General features: G+C 56.7%; 16 protein-coding genes. 6 read left to right on the top strand and 10 right to left on the bottom strand.

Going from position 1 to position 14,963, the window contains the following annotated elements; translation table 11 throughout:
* On the top strand, nt 1–3,183 hold the full coding sequence (locus Q1A74_RS04590) for an efflux RND transporter permease subunit (protein ID WP_299592752.1): 3,183 nt from the start codon (nt 1–3) through the stop codon (nt 3,181–3,183).
* A 91-nt stretch (nt 3,184–3,274) separates the two neighbouring features.
* On the opposite strand, the gene modC is transcribed toward Q1A74_RS04590, so the two are convergent.
* From modC to Q1A74_RS04570, 4 genes are all read right to left on the bottom strand, one after another.
* A complete protein-coding gene (gene modC / locus Q1A74_RS04585) occupies nt 3,275–4,423 on the bottom strand; it encodes a molybdenum ABC transporter ATP-binding protein (protein WP_299592750.1) in 1,149 nt (382 codons plus the stop codon).
* Nucleotides 4,413–5,105 (bottom strand): molybdate ABC transporter permease subunit, encoded by a 693-nt coding sequence (modB, locus tag Q1A74_RS04580; RefSeq protein WP_299592748.1) that lies wholly within the window; start codon nt 5,103–5,105, stop codon nt 4,413–4,415. Before modB ends, modC begins: the two co-directional genes overlap by 11 nt.
* Complete coding sequence (gene modA, locus Q1A74_RS04575) at nt 5,095–5,862, bottom strand: molybdate ABC transporter substrate-binding protein (RefSeq protein ID WP_299593853.1); 768 nt, start codon at nt 5,860–5,862, stop codon at nt 5,095–5,097. Before modA ends, modB begins: the two co-directional genes overlap by 11 nt.
* A 113-nt stretch (nt 5,863–5,975) precedes the next feature.
* Nucleotides 5,976–6,848, bottom strand: coding sequence for a mechanosensitive ion channel family protein (locus Q1A74_RS04570; protein ID WP_299592747.1), 873 nt, complete (start codon nt 6,846–6,848; stop codon nt 5,976–5,978).
* 310 nt (nt 6,849–7,158) lie between these two features.
* On the opposite strand from Q1A74_RS04570, the gene Q1A74_RS04565 reads away from it, so the two are divergent.
* On the top strand, nt 7,159–7,680 hold the full coding sequence (locus Q1A74_RS04565) for an acyl-CoA thioesterase (protein WP_299592745.1): 522 nt from the start codon (nt 7,159–7,161) through the stop codon (nt 7,678–7,680).
* 10 nt (nt 7,681–7,690) lie between these two features.
* Here the strand turns inward: Q1A74_RS04565 and Q1A74_RS04560 are convergent, their stop codons facing one another.
* The 5 genes from Q1A74_RS04560 to Q1A74_RS04540 form a co-directional block, all read right to left on the bottom strand.
* Nucleotides 7,691–8,029, bottom strand: a complete 339-nt coding sequence (locus Q1A74_RS04560) for a hypothetical protein (RefSeq protein WP_299592743.1) — start codon at nt 8,027–8,029, stop codon at nt 7,691–7,693.
* Nucleotides 8,030–8,198: 169 nt separating this feature from the next.
* Entirely contained in the window at nt 8,199–8,891 is a 693-nt protein-coding gene (locus Q1A74_RS04555; protein WP_299592741.1) for a haloacid dehalogenase type II, read from the bottom strand.
* 178 nt (nt 8,892–9,069) lie between these two features.
* Nucleotides 9,070–9,783, bottom strand: a complete 714-nt coding sequence (locus tag Q1A74_RS04550) for a cytochrome c biogenesis CcdA family protein (RefSeq protein ID WP_299592739.1) — start codon at nt 9,781–9,783, stop codon at nt 9,070–9,072.
* Nucleotides 9,783–10,184, bottom strand: a complete 402-nt coding sequence (locus Q1A74_RS04545) for a thioredoxin family protein (protein WP_299592737.1) — start codon at nt 10,182–10,184, stop codon at nt 9,783–9,785. The genes Q1A74_RS04550 and Q1A74_RS04545 overlap by 1 nt, the downstream gene beginning before the upstream one ends.
* An 83-nt stretch (nt 10,185–10,267) precedes the next feature.
* Nucleotides 10,268–10,822 carry a carboxymuconolactone decarboxylase family protein gene (locus Q1A74_RS04540; RefSeq protein ID WP_299592735.1) on the bottom strand — a complete coding sequence of 185 codons (555 nt, stop codon included), beginning with the start codon at nt 10,820–10,822 and terminating at the stop codon, nt 10,268–10,270.
* A gap of 201 nt (nt 10,823–11,023) precedes the next feature.
* Between Q1A74_RS04540 and Q1A74_RS04535 the strand changes: the two genes are divergently transcribed.
* Complete coding sequence (locus Q1A74_RS04535) at nt 11,024–11,623, top strand: TetR/AcrR family transcriptional regulator (protein WP_299592733.1); 600 nt, start codon at nt 11,024–11,026, stop codon at nt 11,621–11,623.
* Between the two features lie 129 nt (nt 11,624–11,752).
* On the opposite strand, the gene Q1A74_RS04530 is transcribed toward Q1A74_RS04535, so the two are convergent.
* Nucleotides 11,753–12,109: a hypothetical protein gene (locus Q1A74_RS04530; RefSeq protein ID WP_299592731.1), complete on the bottom strand. Its 357-nt coding sequence runs from the start codon at nt 12,107–12,109 to the stop codon at nt 11,753–11,755.
* 276 nt (nt 12,110–12,385) lie between these two features.
* Here Q1A74_RS04530 and Q1A74_RS04525 point away from each other — a divergent pair, with 276 nt between their 5' ends.
* From Q1A74_RS04525 to Q1A74_RS04515, 3 genes are read left to right on the top strand one after another with little or no spacing between them, the layout of a single operon-like run.
* On the top strand, nt 12,386–12,766 hold the full coding sequence (locus tag Q1A74_RS04525; protein ID WP_299592729.1) for a hypothetical protein: 381 nt from the start codon (nt 12,386–12,388) through the stop codon (nt 12,764–12,766).
* Nucleotides 12,766–13,020 carry a hypothetical protein gene (locus Q1A74_RS04520; RefSeq protein WP_299592727.1) on the top strand — a complete coding sequence of 85 codons (255 nt, stop codon included), beginning with the start codon at nt 12,766–12,768 and terminating at the stop codon, nt 13,018–13,020. Before Q1A74_RS04525 ends, Q1A74_RS04520 begins: the two co-directional genes overlap by 1 nt.
* Nucleotides 13,020–14,837, top strand: coding sequence for a replication endonuclease (locus Q1A74_RS04515; RefSeq protein ID WP_299592725.1), 1,818 nt, complete (start codon nt 13,020–13,022; stop codon nt 14,835–14,837). The genes Q1A74_RS04520 and Q1A74_RS04515 overlap by 1 nt, the downstream gene beginning before the upstream one ends.
* Nucleotides 14,838–14,963 lie beyond the last annotated feature (126 nt).

Genomic DNA, 14,963 nt, shown 5'->3' with positions numbered 1-14,963 from the left:
ATGGCAGGTTTCTTTATCGATCGCCCGATCTTTGCCTGGGTGATGGCCATCGTCGTGATGCTGTTTGGCGGCCTCGCGATTACCAAATTGCCGGTAGAGCGCTACCCGGATATTGCACCGCCGGTGGTTTCCATCTCAGCGAGCTACCCCGGCGCGTCGGCCAAAGTCATCGAAGACACGGTCACCCAGGTGATCGAGCAGAACATGAAAGGGCTCGACGGCCTGATTTATATGTCGGCCACCAGTGAATCCATCGGTACCGTAGGGATTACCCTGACGTTCGAAAACGGCACCGACCCGGATATTGCCCAGGTGCAGGTGCAGAACAAGCTGCAGCTGGCCATGCCGCTGTTGCCGGAAGAAGTACAGCGCCAGGGCATTACCGTGGGTAAGGGGCGCTCGGGCTTCCTGCTGGTCGCGGGCTTTGTGTCTACTGACGGGAGCATGGAGAAGGCAGATATTGCCGACTTCGTTGTGTCCAATGTGGTCGACCCACTCAGCCGGGTACCCGGTGTGGGCAGCATTCAGGTGTTCGGATCCAAATATGCCATGCGTATCTGGCTGGACCCCAATAAGCTCGATGCCTACAAACTGACGCCCACGGACATCATGACCGCGGTGCGCAACCAGAATCAGCAGGTCGCCATCGGCAGCCTCGGCGGCACACCTGCCATTGCAGGGCAGCAGCTGACCGCCAGTATCACTGCGCAAAGCCGTATGCAGACGCCGGAAGAGTTTCGCAATGTTGTGGTACGGGCCAATACCGACGGCTCCATCCTCACTCTTGGCGATGTCGCCCGCGTGGAACTGGGGGCGGAGAGCTACGGCAACATCACCCGCTACAATCGGGCGCCGGCCACCGGTGTCGCGGTTTCTCTCGCCACCGGTGCCAACGCGCTGGATACCGCAGATGCGGTAAAAGCAAAACTCGACGAGCTGAGCCCGTATTTCCCTGCGGGCCTCAAAACCGTGATTCCATTCGATACCACACCCTTCGTGAAGGTATCGATCGAAGGTGTGATACACACCCTGGTCGAAGCGGTGGTACTGGTGTTCCTGGTAATGCTTCTGTTCCTGCAGAACATCCGCGCCACTATCATTCCCACGATTGCGGTACCGGTCGTATTGCTGGGCACCTTCGGTGTACTCGCTTTGCTCGGTTTCTCTGTCAACATGCTCACCATGTTTGCCATGGTGCTCGCCATCGGTCTGCTGGTGGACGATGCCATCGTGGTGGTCGAGAACGTCGAGCGTGTGATGCACGAGGAAAACCTTTCGCCCGTCGAAGCCACCAAAAAGTCCATGAAACAGATCACCGGCGCACTGGTCGGTATCGGGGTCGTGCTGTCGGCGGTGTTTGTCCCGATGGCATTTATGGAGGGCTCCACCGGCGTTATCTACCGGCAGTTCTCCGCCACGATCGTTGCGGCCATGACCTTCTCGGTACTGGTGGCAATTGTGCTGACACCGGCGCTCTGCGCCACCATGCTGAAACCGGGATCACACGGCTCCCAGAAAGGATTCTTCGGCTGGTTTAACCGCAAGTTTGATCGCGGTGCCGCCTCCTATCAGCGTGGCGTGCGTGGCATTCTCGCCCGCAGTGGCCGCTTTATGCTGATCTTTGCCCTATTAAGTGCCGTCATGGTGTTCCTGTTTGTGCGCTCTCCGAGCTCCTTCCTGCCCGAAGAAGACCAGGGCGTACTCTTCTCGCTGGTGCAGACCCCGGTTGGCGCTACCCAGGAGCGCACCATGGAATCGGTGCACAAGCTGGAAGATCACTTCCTCAACAATGAAGAGGAACTGGTGGAGTCTGTGTTCTCGGTGCAGGGCTTCAGCTTTGCCGGCAGTGGCCAGAACAATGCCATGGCGTTTATCAAGCTGAAGGACTGGGACGAACGCGAAGAGGATTCTGAGCAGGCACAGTCTGTGGCCATGCGCGGCATGGGCGCCCTGAGCCAGATCAAGGATGCCATTGCTTACGCATTTTCCCCGCCGGCACTACCGGAACTCGGCACCTCGGCCGGTTTCGCCATGTACCTGAAGGACAATGCCAACCAGGGGCATGAGGCATTGATCACCGCCCGCAACCAGTTATTGGGAATGGCTGCACAGAGTTCTCTGCTGACCGGTGTGCGCCCCAATGGCCAGGAAGATACGCCGCAGTTCAAGTTGAATGTGAACAATGCCAAGGCATCTGCGTTGGGTGTTTCCATCGGCGAGATAAACAGTACCCTCGGGGTTGCCTGGGGTGGTCAGTATATCGACGACTTTATCGACCGCGGCCGCATCAAGCGTGTGTATATGCAGGCGGATGCGCCTTATCGGATGAACCCGGAAGACTTCCGCCTGTGGTCCGTGCGCAACAATAATGGCGAGATGGTGCCGGTATCGTCCTTCGCCACCTTTGACTGGGAATACGGGTCACCGCGCCTCGAACGCTATAACGGTGTCCCCGCGTTGCAGATTCAGGGGCAGGGTGCGCCCGGCGTCAGCTCCGGTGAAGCCATGGCGGAAATGGAGCGTCTGGTCAGCCAGTTGCCCGAAGGTTTTGGCCTGGAGTGGACCGCACTTTCCTATCAGGAGCAGCAGGCCGGTTCGCAGACGACATTGCTGTACGCGCTGTCGGTCCTGATTGTGTTCCTGTGCCTGGCGGCTCTGTATGAAAGCTGGACGGTGCCTACTGCGGTACTGATGGTGGCACCGCTGGGTATTCTCGGCGCCGTGATCGCGAGTAACCTGCGCGGCTTCGACCGGGATATCTATTTCCAGGTGGCCATGCTCACCACGGTGGGACTGACCAGTAAGAATGCGATTCTGATTGTGGAGTTCGCCAAGCAGAACCTGGAAGCGGGAATGGAGCTGATAGAAGCCACCATGCACGCGGTCCGCGACCGCCTGCGCCCAATCATCATGACCTCGCTGGCGTTTGGCCTCGGCGTGTTGCCGCTGGCGCTAGCGACCGGCGCCGGTTCTGGTGCGCAGCAGGCCATCGGTACCGGGGTTCTTGGCGGGATGATCGTTGGGACACTGCTGGGTATTTTCTTTATTCCACTGTTCTTTGTGGTGGTACAGAAACTGTTCGGCCGTCAAAAGGCCGCCGCTGCGGACCGTCAATTTACCGATTCACTGGCGCTAGAAAAGAGCGCGGTAACGGAGCGCGAGCGATCAACGGATCCCGCGTAATCCGCTAACCATCTGTAAACCTTGGCCGGGCCTCGCGAAAGCAGCCCGGCCTTTTTTTGCCCAGCGGTTTTACCGGGCAAAGAAATGTTGATTATCGAACAATGGCGACAGATTTTATCTGGGCCCAGAGTTCGCTGCCGGCCACCAGCGACAGCTGGTGCAAAGAGCGGCGGGTGATACGTGCAATCAGGCGGGTGGAACCCGATGTATTTTCATTGCCCTCGTCAGAAAGCGGCTTAAGCCGCACCAGCACCATGGCGGGGTCCCGATCCGGGCTGATTTCCTGCACTCGTACCGGCAACCGGTTGAGGATACTCGATGCGGTATCTTCACTGCGGGTCAGGCTGATATCCCGGGCGAGCACCCGCAAGCGGATTGACTCGCCAATAGGCTCACCACCGTCCCGCAACCACAGAGCACCACCCTCAAACCCGGCGCGCAGCAGCTTCCACTGATCATCTCGCTCTGCGATTTTCGCTTCCAGCAATACCCCTAGATCGTCCCCCAGCTGTGCGGGAAAGTCTTCCCTGGAGAGAAGGGCCGCGGCTTTACCTTCGCCAATGACTTTTCCTTCCTCCATCAACAACAGGTAATCCGCCAACCGCGCAATCTCATCAACGGAGTGGCTGACGTACAAAATTGGGATATCGAATGCCCGGTGCATTTTTTCCAGGTAGGGGAGAATCTCCCGTTTGCGCATCTGGTCGAGCGAGGCGAGTGGTTCATCCATCAACAGGAGTCTGGGTTTAATCAGCAGGGCCCGTGCGATCGCGACGCGCTGCTGCTCACCACCGGACAGCGACTCGGGCCCCCGACTGAGAAGATCGCCGATTCCCATCAGCTCAATGATTTTTTGAAAATCGGAATCGGAGACGGCTTCGCCCGCGCGTTTGCGTGCAAATTCCAGGTTTTTTCCTGCGCTGAGATGCGCAAACAGGCTCGGCTGCTGAAATACAAACCCCAGTGGACGCCGGTGTACCGGGATAAACACGCGTTTACTGCTGCACTGCCAGGTTTCGCCATTCACCGACAGGCTCGCATTTTTACAAGACTGCAGTCCGGCGATACAGCGAAGCAAGGTGGTTTTTCCTGAGCCCGATGGCCCGAAAATACCGGTAACACCCGTCCCGGGCAGGTCCAGTTTTGCATCGAGGGTGAAGGCCCCCTGCTGGTCGCCATTGCTGCGGGGGAGATGAAAATGCCCCTGGATACCGGGAGTGGGATCGCGGTTATGATCCATAGCGTAACCCCACGGCCGATTTGCGCTGCTGCAACAGATACAGCAGCAGTAACACCGCAAACGAAAATACGATCATCGCCGCCGACAGCCAGTGCGCCTGGGTATATTCCAGCGCTTCCACATGGTCGTAGATCTGCACGGAAACCACCCGGGTTTCTCCGGGAATGTTGCCGCCAATCATCAGTACCACTCCAAATTCGCCTACCGTATGGGCAAAGCCGAGTACCGCCGCCGTCAACAGGCCAGGCTTTGCCAGTGGCAGGGTAACGTGCCAGAAGGAATCCCATGGGCCCGAGCGCAGAGTCGCCGCGACTTCACCGGGGCGCGGCCCCTGAGCCTCAATAGCATTCTGAATCGGTTGAACCACAAACGGGAGCGAGTAGAGCAGGGAGGCGACGACCAGACCCCAGAAGGTAAATGGCAGGGTGCCCAGCCCAAGTGCCTCGGTAAATTTTCCCATTGGGCCACTGGGCCCCATGAAAATCAGCAGATAAAAGCCCAGCACTGTTGGCGGAAGCACCAGTGGCAGCGCCACCAGCGCACTGACTGGCCCCTTGAAGATAGAGCGGGTTCTGGCCAGCCACAGGGCCAGTGGCGTGCCCAGAACTAACAGAAGAAGGGTCACGGTTGTGGCGAGGCGCAACGTCAGCCAGATGGCGCCAAGGTCCGTATCACTCAGCATCGGTGTCTCCGCCCTCGGTCGCTTTCAAGGGCCCGCTCGATGCGCCCGTGTTATACCCGTACCGGCGGATGGTGGCTTGGGCTGCGGGACTCTTGACGAATAACCAGAACGCCAACAGCGCCGGATTCTCACGTCCGCGCTTCAAAATCACCGCATCCTGGCGTATCGGACCGTAAAAACTATCCGGCACCAACCACGCGGAGCCCTCTGTGATTTTTCCATCCCGCATCACTTGCGACAGCGCAATCAACCCAAGGTCGGCATTGCCACTGGCGACAAACTGATACGTCTGGGAAATATTCTCACCCTGCACCCACTGCGAACGGGTACTCTGCGCAAGCTTCAGGTGTTGCAGCACCTCTATCGCTGCGGCGCCATAGGGGGCGAGCTTCGGGTTGGCCAGGGCAAGTTTGTGAAACTGGCCGGATTTCAGCACCAAGCCCTGATCATCAACAAAGCCATCGCGGCGGGACCAGAGCACCAGTTTTCCTTCCGCATAAGTACGCAAGCTGGTCTTCTCTGCCAATCCCTGAGCAATCAAGCGGGCCGGTTTTTCGGCATCGGCTGAGAAAAACGCATCAAAGGGCGCGCCGTGGTTAATCTGTGCGAAGAACTTTCCCGACGAGCCAAAAGCCACCTTCACACGGTGCGCACTCTGCGCCTCGAATTGGTTGACCATGGCCTGCATGGGCGCAGTGAAATTCGAAGCCACTGCGATAGTGGTCTCATCGCCCCGGGCAGAGAGCGTAGTCAGCATGGCGAAGGTACCCAGCAGCAACGCCAAAGGCGTCAAACTTAATAGTTCAGTTTGACGCCGAATAAAGCCGTGGCAACAACGAAATCCTATACGCATCGGTAACTCAATTTCCCCTAGATCGCCACAGGCGCATGCTCCGTGGGCTGGTCGTCGGCCTTACCGTACCAGAATCGGTAAAAATCCTCGGTCACCTTCTGCTCGATATCCGTTGCTTCCTCACGCGGGCAGAACAAGGTAATCGTCAATACATTGTGCCCAAGTTCGCTGGTGCTGAACTTGATTTTGGGCTCTGTGCCGGCGAGATCTACCCCCATACGGCTCTCAATCAACTTGCAGTAGCGCTCAGCCACTTCCTTGAAGGACTCGCAGTGCTCCAGCACCCGCTCGGTGATATAGGGCTTGATGGCAAACGGATTCTCTCCCTTATTCTCGCGCACGATGGTAAAAGAGTGTTCGATATACCGGCGCATGAAGTTGAAGTTCTTTACCGGCTGGGTAAAAAACGCGTTGTTGGGAACATACAGGGTGGTGCCGGTATAGCCATTGCCGAGACCATGGGGGTCAATCTCAAGCAGGGTAGTACTGAGCCAGTTGTTGTCGATCACCTCACCAAACTGGTCGCCAATCTTCACCCAGTCACCGATAGTGAAGGAGCGCATGCTGGCCTGATAGAGCCCGCCCACCAGGCAGGCAACCACATCCCGCAGAGCAATTACGATGGCGACGGAGAACGCGGCGATAGACAGGGCAAAATTCCGCAGTTCAGACACCCAGATGGCAAACAGCCCGATGACCATCAGCAGATTGGTAAAGTTGTGCACCGTGTGAACCCGGCGGCGGATATCCTGCCTGGGCCAACTGGACCGCCGAAAAAGCAATACCAGCACTGAACGGGCCAGTAGCGCCACGGTCACCAGCACCAGGCTCCAGGCCAGCTTGTGTTGAAGGAATTGGCTGAGTGCCTGGCTGAAGAATTCGCTGTTCATCGGAAGCTCGGTAATGCTGTTCAGGAAGAGGCGACAGGGAGGAGGCTGCGTACTCGCGTACAAACGCGCCGATAAACCCTGATTGATTATGGCGCGTGGTATCCAATCCAGGCCGAATATCGCGGCAGTCTATCCGACAGGTCGAAATGGCCGCAACCCGCGATTGGCGGCGAGCGCCGTCTTTCAAGCGCCAAGGGCGAGGCTGGGAAAAGTGTGGCAAACTGCGTCACACGAGCGCCTGGGACTAAGATCATCAGGAATCAGGAGCGGCTGTAGGCAAGAGAGCCTGAAACATAGAAGGAAGGTAGTAATGGAAGAACTCCGCGAACACCAGCTCAGCATGAGCGTGCTGATGACCCCCGATATGGCCAATTTCACGGGTAAGGTACACGGCGGAGAGCTGCTGTCCTACCTGGACAAGGTCGCCTATGCCTGCGCCAGCCGCTACGCGGGCCGTTATGTGGTTACGCTATCCGTCGACCGGGTGATGTTCCGGCAGGCGATCAATGTGGGGGAGCTTGTCACCTTTCTTGCCTCGATCAACTATACCGGCAACACGTCGCTCGAAGTGGGGATCAAAGTCATCACCGAGGATTTCCATAAGCGGGTAGTGCGTCATACCAACAGCTGCTACTTCACCATGGTGGCACTGGACGACGACGGGAAGCCTGCAAAAGTACCGCCCTTCAAGCCGAACACTCTGGTGGAAAAGCAGCGCTTCGAAGCGGCTATGCTGCGACGCAAACTGCTCCATGACCAGGAAGCTGCCCATGAGGCCATCAAGGAAAAAGTGCGCGGGTTTCAGTTTGAGAGCTCTGCCGAAGGGGAGTAACTAGTCTCGGTCAGTTCACCGCAAATCGCGCCTCAGACCCGGTCTCCACTGCCATCAGCTCAAGAAAGTACGCCATGTACTGGTGCATGGCGCCTGCTGCCGCCGGATCCTTCTCCAGAAGGGAGGATAATGGCGGGTGGAAGGTGAGCAGATGCGCCATGGCCAGATGGGAATCTGCAGAGGGTGCGCTAAGCGCATCGGCCAGAACGGAAGCAATCTGTTTCGCTGCCAACGGCGGAGAGCCATTTCCCGTGAGTATTCGCGCCAGCTGGGCACAGAAGCGCTCGCGGTGCGGCACTCCTGGCGCAAAAAGTTCGATGGCGAAATATATTTGCTGCCCTATGGACATGATGTTCCCCCCAATTGAAACGAGCGGCGCATCCTAGCGGTACCGGTAGCAGGAACCCATAGGTACACACGCCACAGCCATGATTCTGATGACAATATTTGTAACCGGGCGGTCATAAGAGTTTAACCGCGCCGGCGCTGTACGAATCAGGGGGGGATTAAAGGCGCGCTTACTGGCTCCGAAGAATATCGGCCAACTGCCCAATATCATCGACGATATAGTCCGGGCGCTGTGCCAAGGGATAGAGCGCCTTACCCGGGCGCGCTACAAACGCCGCCTGTAGTCCGGCCTCTTTCGCACCGGCGATATCCCAACCGTGTGCCGCTACCATGAGTGCTTCTTCGGGCTTGATATTCAGCTGTTTCAGCACCCATTCATAAGCACGCAAATCCGGCTTGTAGATTTTGATGTCTTCAATGCTGTAGCGCGATTCAAAAAAGTCTGTCAGCCCGGCATTCTCAAACTGGGTTTTGACACCGTGATTGGAGGAGTTGGTCAAGCTGACGATTTTGAAGCCCTGCTTTTTGAGATCCTGCATGGCTGGAACTACATCCGGGTGCGGTGGCAGACTCAAAAGCGGCGTAACGATGGCCTCCTTGGCCTCTTCGCCGGTCAGTTCAATTCCATTATTTTTGGCCACCATCATTAGGGAGGCCACACCGATTTTTCCAAAGTCCTGATACTCGCCGGTGACAGTCGTTACCAGGGAATTGTGGAGCATGGTGGTAAACCACAGCGGTAGCAGCTCGTTTCTATCATTCAGCGCTTTGCCCACGGAAGCCCTCATGGACTCCAGGTCCAGGAGTGTTTCGTTTACATCAAAGATGAGCACCTTGGGCTTAGGCAGCATATTCTTTTTCATTCCTGTCGATGATTCCTCCTGCGCCACACTGGCATTTGCCACAAAGAACATAGCGAAAAACAAGAAAGCTTTTGCTTTATTAGCAAGCTTCAACAACATCATGGTAAGAAATCCGATTGTTGAGATAGTGATTGATGAGATAAAAATCGCGAGACTCCGCGAGGACTCACAACAGGAGTCACAATGTAAGTACCCAGTCTGGCAGTATTCCGACCGCAAACGCCTCGAGCACCTTATCCAACCCGGTGAGTACCATCACGCCCAATACAAGCAGTAACCCGCCGAGAATCTGTTTCCCGCGGTTCCCGCTGGACATGATGCCGCCACGCCAGCGATCCAGTAACCGGCCAGAAAAATAGGCGGCTACCAGCAACGCGCCCGCAGTGCCGACTCCGAAGGTGAACATGACCGCAAAGGCCATTGGCACTTGCTGTCCTACCGATGCCAGTGCGATCGCGGCTCCCAGCGTAGGGCCTACGCTGGGTAGCCAGACCAGGCCAAGCAAAGCGCCGACAATAAACTGTCCCGGCGCGCTGGCTCCAAATGTCGTACCACCACCGTCCACATTTCCGGAGACTCGGGACAACTGCGCACTAACCCAGCTACCGAACGACGGAATCAATAACATCAGCGCAACCAGAATAAGCAAGATTGCGGCGACAGTACGAAACGCCACTGGGTCCAGTCCAAGGCTGATGAGCGCCATAGTGAGCACAGTGCCCGCGAGCGCGAAGGCGCAGGCCAGCCCCAGTGCCATAAACAGTGGCCCGGAGCGCCCGCCAGTATTGGCGGACGTCATAACTACCGGCACCAGTGGCCATACGCAGGGAGATAAGATCCCTACAATCCCTGCGAGAAACGCCAGCGGAATGGCGGCGAGTTCTAGCCCCATCAGGACTCACTCTCGGCTTTGGCAAAGGCCATATCCAGCTGCTTACCGATTACGTCCAGTCGCGTCTCCGCAACACTGAACCAGACCTGCTCTTCACCCGCAAAGAGCACTAGCGTGGACTGCCGCGGTGCCTTGAAGTGGCGCACCCACTCTTTGTCTTTGTCGAAATCAACAATCAGGACATGGAAGTCTTTGTCAGGGTTTTCTGCACGATACTTCTTGATCACTTCCTGTTGCTTCGCACAGGTAGGGCACCATTCAGCAAACACATCCACCAGCACGACAGCACCGGACTCTTTGAGTGCGTTAAATCGCTGTTCACTGAAAGGTTCTTTGTTTTCCGCGACGGCGCCAGCTACCAAGCCGAGTGAGAGCAATAGCGCAGTTATTAGATTTTTCATGAAATTCCCCAAATTACAGTGAATACAAAAGTAGGGGGCTCTACGGGAGCCCCTCAATCATTGCCTGAGAATGAAGTGATTTTCTATTTGGATTTTTTCCAGTCAAAAGCCTGGAACGGCTTGTCAACTGGCGTTTCCGCGAGGTGGTTGGTGTAATTGCTCATTACTTTCTGCGCAACACCGAGAACCACTTCCAGTACGTTTCTCTGGGTGTAGCCAGCATCGATGAATTTCTGTACGTCGGCGTCGCTGATATCACCGCGGGAACGTACAACCTTCAGGGTGAAATCCCGCAGCGCTTCAAGCTTTTCCGAGGGTAGGGGAGTCTCGTTGCGCAACGCCTCACTGATCTCATCACTGACTTCCATCTGCTTGGCAATCGCAGTATGCGCCGGAACGCAGTAGTGGCAACCGTGCTCGACGTTGATTGCTTGCCACACTACGGTCTTTTCGTCCGCATCGAAACTGGAGTCAAGGAACAGCTGGTGAAGCCGCTGGTAGCCTTCGAGTAGTCCCGGGGCTTCTGCCATTACCGCATGCAGGTTCGGGATCATGCCGAATGCCTGGATTGAGTTTTCCAGCAACTCAGCACTCTTTTCCGGGGCGGATTTCTTGTCATGTAGCGTAAAGTCGGTCATCTGTAGGTACCTCCTGATTGAAATATCCAGTATGGGGGACATTAGTCACTAATATTGAGTAATTGTTCAAATTGGGGCGCACCGTTCCGCGCGACCTGAAAAATCCACACTAGCTGTATTTGAACGATCACTCAAGTTAAAATTGAGTTGTCACTCAAAAATTTATGACTGAGTGTTCGTAGAACAGCAATTGAGGCAACCATGGCACGCACTCCCATACATAACCGTCAGGACGCATTGGAAAACGCCATGGCGTTGTTCTGGCGCAAAGGCTTTCACGCCACATCCCTGAAGGACCTTGAGCACGCACTGGATATGCGCCCGGGCAGTATCTACGCGACGTTCGGCAGTAAGGATGCGTTGTTCCAGGAGGCGTTGGAACGCTATGCGGAGCGTGGCCAGGCTGAAGTGAGCCGCATATTTGCCGCCCACGCATCGCCAATGGCCGGGTTGACCGCATATATTCGTGGGCTCGGTGAAATCCGGGACAAGGGACTGCCTTGCCCATCGTGCATGCTGGTCAAGAGCCTGATGGAACTGGGCGACCGGGAGCAGAATGCTCGCCAGCGTGTGGAGGCACTGCTGGCGGGAATGGAGGGGCTGTTCGTCGAACAGCTCCGCGCCGCTCAAGCCGCTGGCGAACTGGCAAAGACAGAAGACGTTACGTTGCTGGGCAGGCGGCTGCAGTCGGAGGTTATGGGGCTACGGACGTTTGCGCAGCGAAATGTGTCCAGCGAACAAATCAGCCATATGGCACATGCAATGGCAGAAACCTGGCAGTCGTTGCAGCGTAGTCATTGAGCCGAAACTATGAGCGATCCTGAGCGCGGAGTCAGAGCTGTTGTGCTGCGACACATGTACATCATAGTTCGCATAATATAGAATTGTTAAAACGAAAAGCGCCGCAACAATCCCTGCAAAATCAAGGGCTTACGGCATTATCTGAAACGGCATTCTGTCACTTTCAGCGACCGCTGCCCGGTTTCTGCCGGCCTCGGGCTTTTCTGCCCTCTCTTCTTCCTTGATGGCGTCCTCCGCCGCTTCCGCTAAATACCGGCCTGATGGCTCCGCCAGGGCGCGTTCTGCGGCCAGTGAGAGCAATACCAATTTCTCAGGAATCCCCAGTAATTCAGCGGCAATTTGTCCGGCGCGGTCGTTCATAACCGAGCCTCTTTTCTTCCACAGTCGAACAGCGGTGGGGCTGACTTCTAGCTGTTGCGCCAGCTTGTAATCAGACCATCCGGTGATCTTTACCAGCTGCTCATAGAGCATGATTGTTTTGTACACGGGAGAAATTCCATTTATATCGTTTTGTTCTAAATTTGAGCACGATTTAGCCAATTATCCCAAAATCTAGCCAAATATGCTGTTTTCTATAGGGGACAGCCACTTCCATACGAACAGCCTGTTCGCTATCTTCGTCCCCAGCTCAACGGCTGCCGCCTCGCTACTTCCCTGTTGCTTGACGAGGAATCCCCGGCAGTCGTTGAGCGCCTGAACATAAACGGCTGTACCTGAACTGCAGCCGAACAAGCGCATACAGACCATTACACCGGGGGCACCATGCCGCAGCTGCAGGAAGCGAAGTCACATAAGACCGCTGGGGAAATCATAGACGAGTCTGTGAATCTCCATCTTGAACTGCTGACCGAGCGCGGTATTCGTAACGTCGATGTGGTGGAGCGGAAACAGGCCATCAAAGGCAAAGACCAGATCCGCAAAAAGCATCCCTGTCCCGGCTGTTCTGGCGAGGGGCTTCTAGAAACACTCACCTTTTACGCACCGCTGGGCGCAACGCCCGGGTCTTTCAAGCGCTCAGATGGCAGCGAAGTCGCGAGCCAGTGTGTGTTGCCGTGCTTTGTGTGCGAGGGCACCGGAATTGATTTTCAGGCTTTCGGTATCGCCAGCAAAGAGCGTGCCGCCGTTTTGAAGATGGTGAAGTGATGGGACTTGTGACTGCTGCTGAGGAGGTAACCCGGACGTATCAGCCGGAAAATTCCTGCAATGTAGAGATTAACGGCTTTGCCGGTTGCCATTGGGAAGGTGATCAGGTGGACGCGGTTAAGTGCTTTCTGAATATGTTGTCCGGCGGTGATGTGCGCCGCCTGACCGCTGGCGAGGAACAGGCCAGGGCCTGTTTTATGGCGTTGTCCGACTTGCTGGCCGCGATCAAAGAAGGCGAGCACGGGGCCACCTGATGACCGCTGCAGCTGTCCAGTTAATCGAGCAGCAGTACCGCCAGGAATGTTTCGACCGGTGGAAGCTGCGCAAGGAGGCCGAGCGCCAGCAGCGGGTGGAAGATATTCGCCAGGCTGCCGGACCGGCGCCTATCAAAAACCGGATTCTTGCCCGGTATCACTACGTTGTTCTCTGTAAGGCACTTGAGCGCGAATACGCCGAACGCGAAAAGCGGGACGGTGAGTGGCAGGCGCTCTACTGGCTGGAAGCCTTCGAGGAAAACTACCTCCGTCTCAATATTCCAATGATCAATGTTGGCAGCCATGACAAGGCGCTCAAGGACGCTGCCGGATCCATGGCGCGCAAGTGTGAGCGCGCATTGCTGGCTGACATTGCCAGGCATCGCGAAGGCCGCACCGGGGCGGACGCTTGCCGCTACGCACTCGAGCAGGTGGAAATCATCTGCAGGGGTGCGGGTGTGAATATGCCGAACATTGCCGACTGCAACCGCGATGACAAGCACAAGGTCGCGGCGGTCGTTATGCGCCTTTGCGATGCTAAGTGGTGGCGCGGGCAGATCCGCAAGGCGCAGGCGCGCCAGCTGGAAACCGCAGCGCGTCGGCTGGGCCTGACCTGCAAACGCACCGGGGGCTATGCCTCCGGGCTTACCGTTATGCGTCGACGCCAGCAAAAGCGGCGGAACCGCACCCTGCTGGAAAACCTGATTGCCGAGAACGGCGAGGGCCAGACTTACACGCTGGCGGAATTGTCGGATCTGGGTATTTCAAACCCGGTAAATCGCCGTAATGAGCTGATGGCCAGAATGCGCGGCTGTATGGAGTGGGCGCAGGACTACGGCGACAACCTGCAGGCGGTATTTCTTACCGGTACCTGTCCCTCACGTTTCCATGCGTACAACCGAGGCGGGAAGCGCTACAAGAACTGGGACGGCTCTACACCTATAGATGCGCAAAAGTGGCTCAACAAGCGTTGGCAGCTGCTGCGCGCCTATTACGAAAAGCGCGGTATTCGGTTTTATGGTCTGCGCATTGTCGAGCCCCATCACGACGGCTGCCCGCACTGGCACATGGTGCTGTGGTTTGATCGTCGGCAGCTGAAATTGGCCATGGTGCTGTTTCAGGAAGTGTGGCGGGGCATCGTGCGTCCGCGTTGGGTGGCAGGCAAAGACGGTAAGCGCCGGATCAAGGCGAAAACCGGCCTTTGTAATCTCAACTGCGCTGGCGGTGAACCGGGCGCGGATAAGCGCCGCACCAAAATCGTGTACATGAAAAAGGATGACGGGGGCGCTGTTGGCTATGTGGCCAAATACGTATCAAAGAATATCGACGGTATGGCGACGGTTACCAAGAGCGGCGAGGAAATACAGCAGGAGTGGAGTCTGGGTTCTGTACGCACAGCTGAGCGCATCGAGGCGTGGGCGTCCACTTGGGGGATACGGCAGTTTCAAGCAGTCGGACAGCCTTCCGTTACTGTTTGGCGGGAACTGCGCCGGGTGGATGCGAAACACACGACCTTTCAGGGTGAAAAATTCGAGGAAGCCAGGGCGGCTGCCGATGCCGGGAGCTGGTGCGAATTCATGCGGGCGATGGGTGGGCCGATGCGCCCCCGCGCTGAAGCGGAGCTTTCCCCTGTCTACCGCGAAGCGGAAAAGCCGAACGGCTACGGCGAGATCGTAAAGGTATTGGAGGGTATCGGTGGTGGTGTGCAGGGTGTCGAGCCTACGCGGTTGCGTGAGTGGAACATCTATGCGCTACCGAAGGTAAGCGCAGCAGCAAGGCCGCAGGCCGCGCAGGGGCCACCGCAGGTGGCCGCCTAAAGCTTGGACTTGTGTCAATAACTGTAACGGGGGGTATTTTTGAAAAAGGTTTATCGAAGTGCGGCGCAGGCGAAGAAGCGCCGCCGCAACAAGCGAAAGCACGAGGCGAGTATTACTCGCGGAATG

Origin of the sequence: uncultured Microbulbifer sp., assembly GCF_947504145.1 — a bacterium.
GTDB lineage: Bacteria > Pseudomonadota > Gammaproteobacteria > Pseudomonadales > Cellvibrionaceae > Microbulbifer.
The sequence above is the reverse complement of the archived record's forward strand: the minus strand, read 5'-3'. Positions and strand labels throughout refer to the sequence as shown.

Excerpts from the sequence above, each read along its gene's own strand:
- Q1A74_RS04590 (WP_299592752.1), top strand. The coding sequence starts at position 1 with ATGGCAGGTTTCTTTATCGATCGCCCGATCTTTGCCTGGGTGATGGCC.
- modC (WP_299592750.1), bottom strand. The coding sequence starts at position 4,423 with ATGGATCATAACCGCGATCCCACTCCCGGTATCCAGGGGCATTTTCAT.
- modB (WP_299592748.1), bottom strand. The coding sequence starts at position 5,105 with ATGCTGAGTGATACGGACCTTGGCGCCATCTGGCTGACGTTGCGCCTC.
- modA (WP_299593853.1), bottom strand. The coding sequence starts at position 5,862 with ATGCTGACTACGCTCTCTGCCCGGGGCGATGAGACCACTATCGCAGTG.
- Q1A74_RS04570 (WP_299592747.1), bottom strand. The coding sequence starts at position 6,848 with ATGAACAGCGAATTCTTCAGCCAGGCACTCAGCCAATTCCTTCAACAC.
- Q1A74_RS04565 (WP_299592745.1), top strand. The coding sequence starts at position 7,159 with ATGGAAGAACTCCGCGAACACCAGCTCAGCATGAGCGTGCTGATGACC.
- Q1A74_RS04560 (WP_299592743.1), bottom strand. The coding sequence starts at position 8,029 with ATGTCCATAGGGCAGCAAATATATTTCGCCATCGAACTTTTTGCGCCA.
- Q1A74_RS04555 (WP_299592741.1), bottom strand. The coding sequence starts at position 8,891 with ATGAAAAAGAATATGCTGCCTAAGCCCAAGGTGCTCATCTTTGATGTA.
- Q1A74_RS04550 (WP_299592739.1), bottom strand. The coding sequence starts at position 9,783 with ATGGGGCTAGAACTCGCCGCCATTCCGCTGGCGTTTCTCGCAGGGATT.
- Q1A74_RS04545 (WP_299592737.1), bottom strand. The coding sequence starts at position 10,184 with ATGAAAAATCTAATAACTGCGCTATTGCTCTCACTCGGCTTGGTAGCT.
- Q1A74_RS04540 (WP_299592735.1), bottom strand. The coding sequence starts at position 10,822 with ATGACCGACTTTACGCTACATGACAAGAAATCCGCCCCGGAAAAGAGT.
- Q1A74_RS04535 (WP_299592733.1), top strand. The coding sequence starts at position 11,024 with ATGGCACGCACTCCCATACATAACCGTCAGGACGCATTGGAAAACGCC.
- Q1A74_RS04525 (WP_299592729.1), top strand. The coding sequence starts at position 12,386 with ATGCCGCAGCTGCAGGAAGCGAAGTCACATAAGACCGCTGGGGAAATC.
- Q1A74_RS04520 (WP_299592727.1), top strand. The coding sequence starts at position 12,766 with ATGGGACTTGTGACTGCTGCTGAGGAGGTAACCCGGACGTATCAGCCG.
- Q1A74_RS04515 (WP_299592725.1), top strand. The coding sequence starts at position 13,020 with ATGACCGCTGCAGCTGTCCAGTTAATCGAGCAGCAGTACCGCCAGGAA.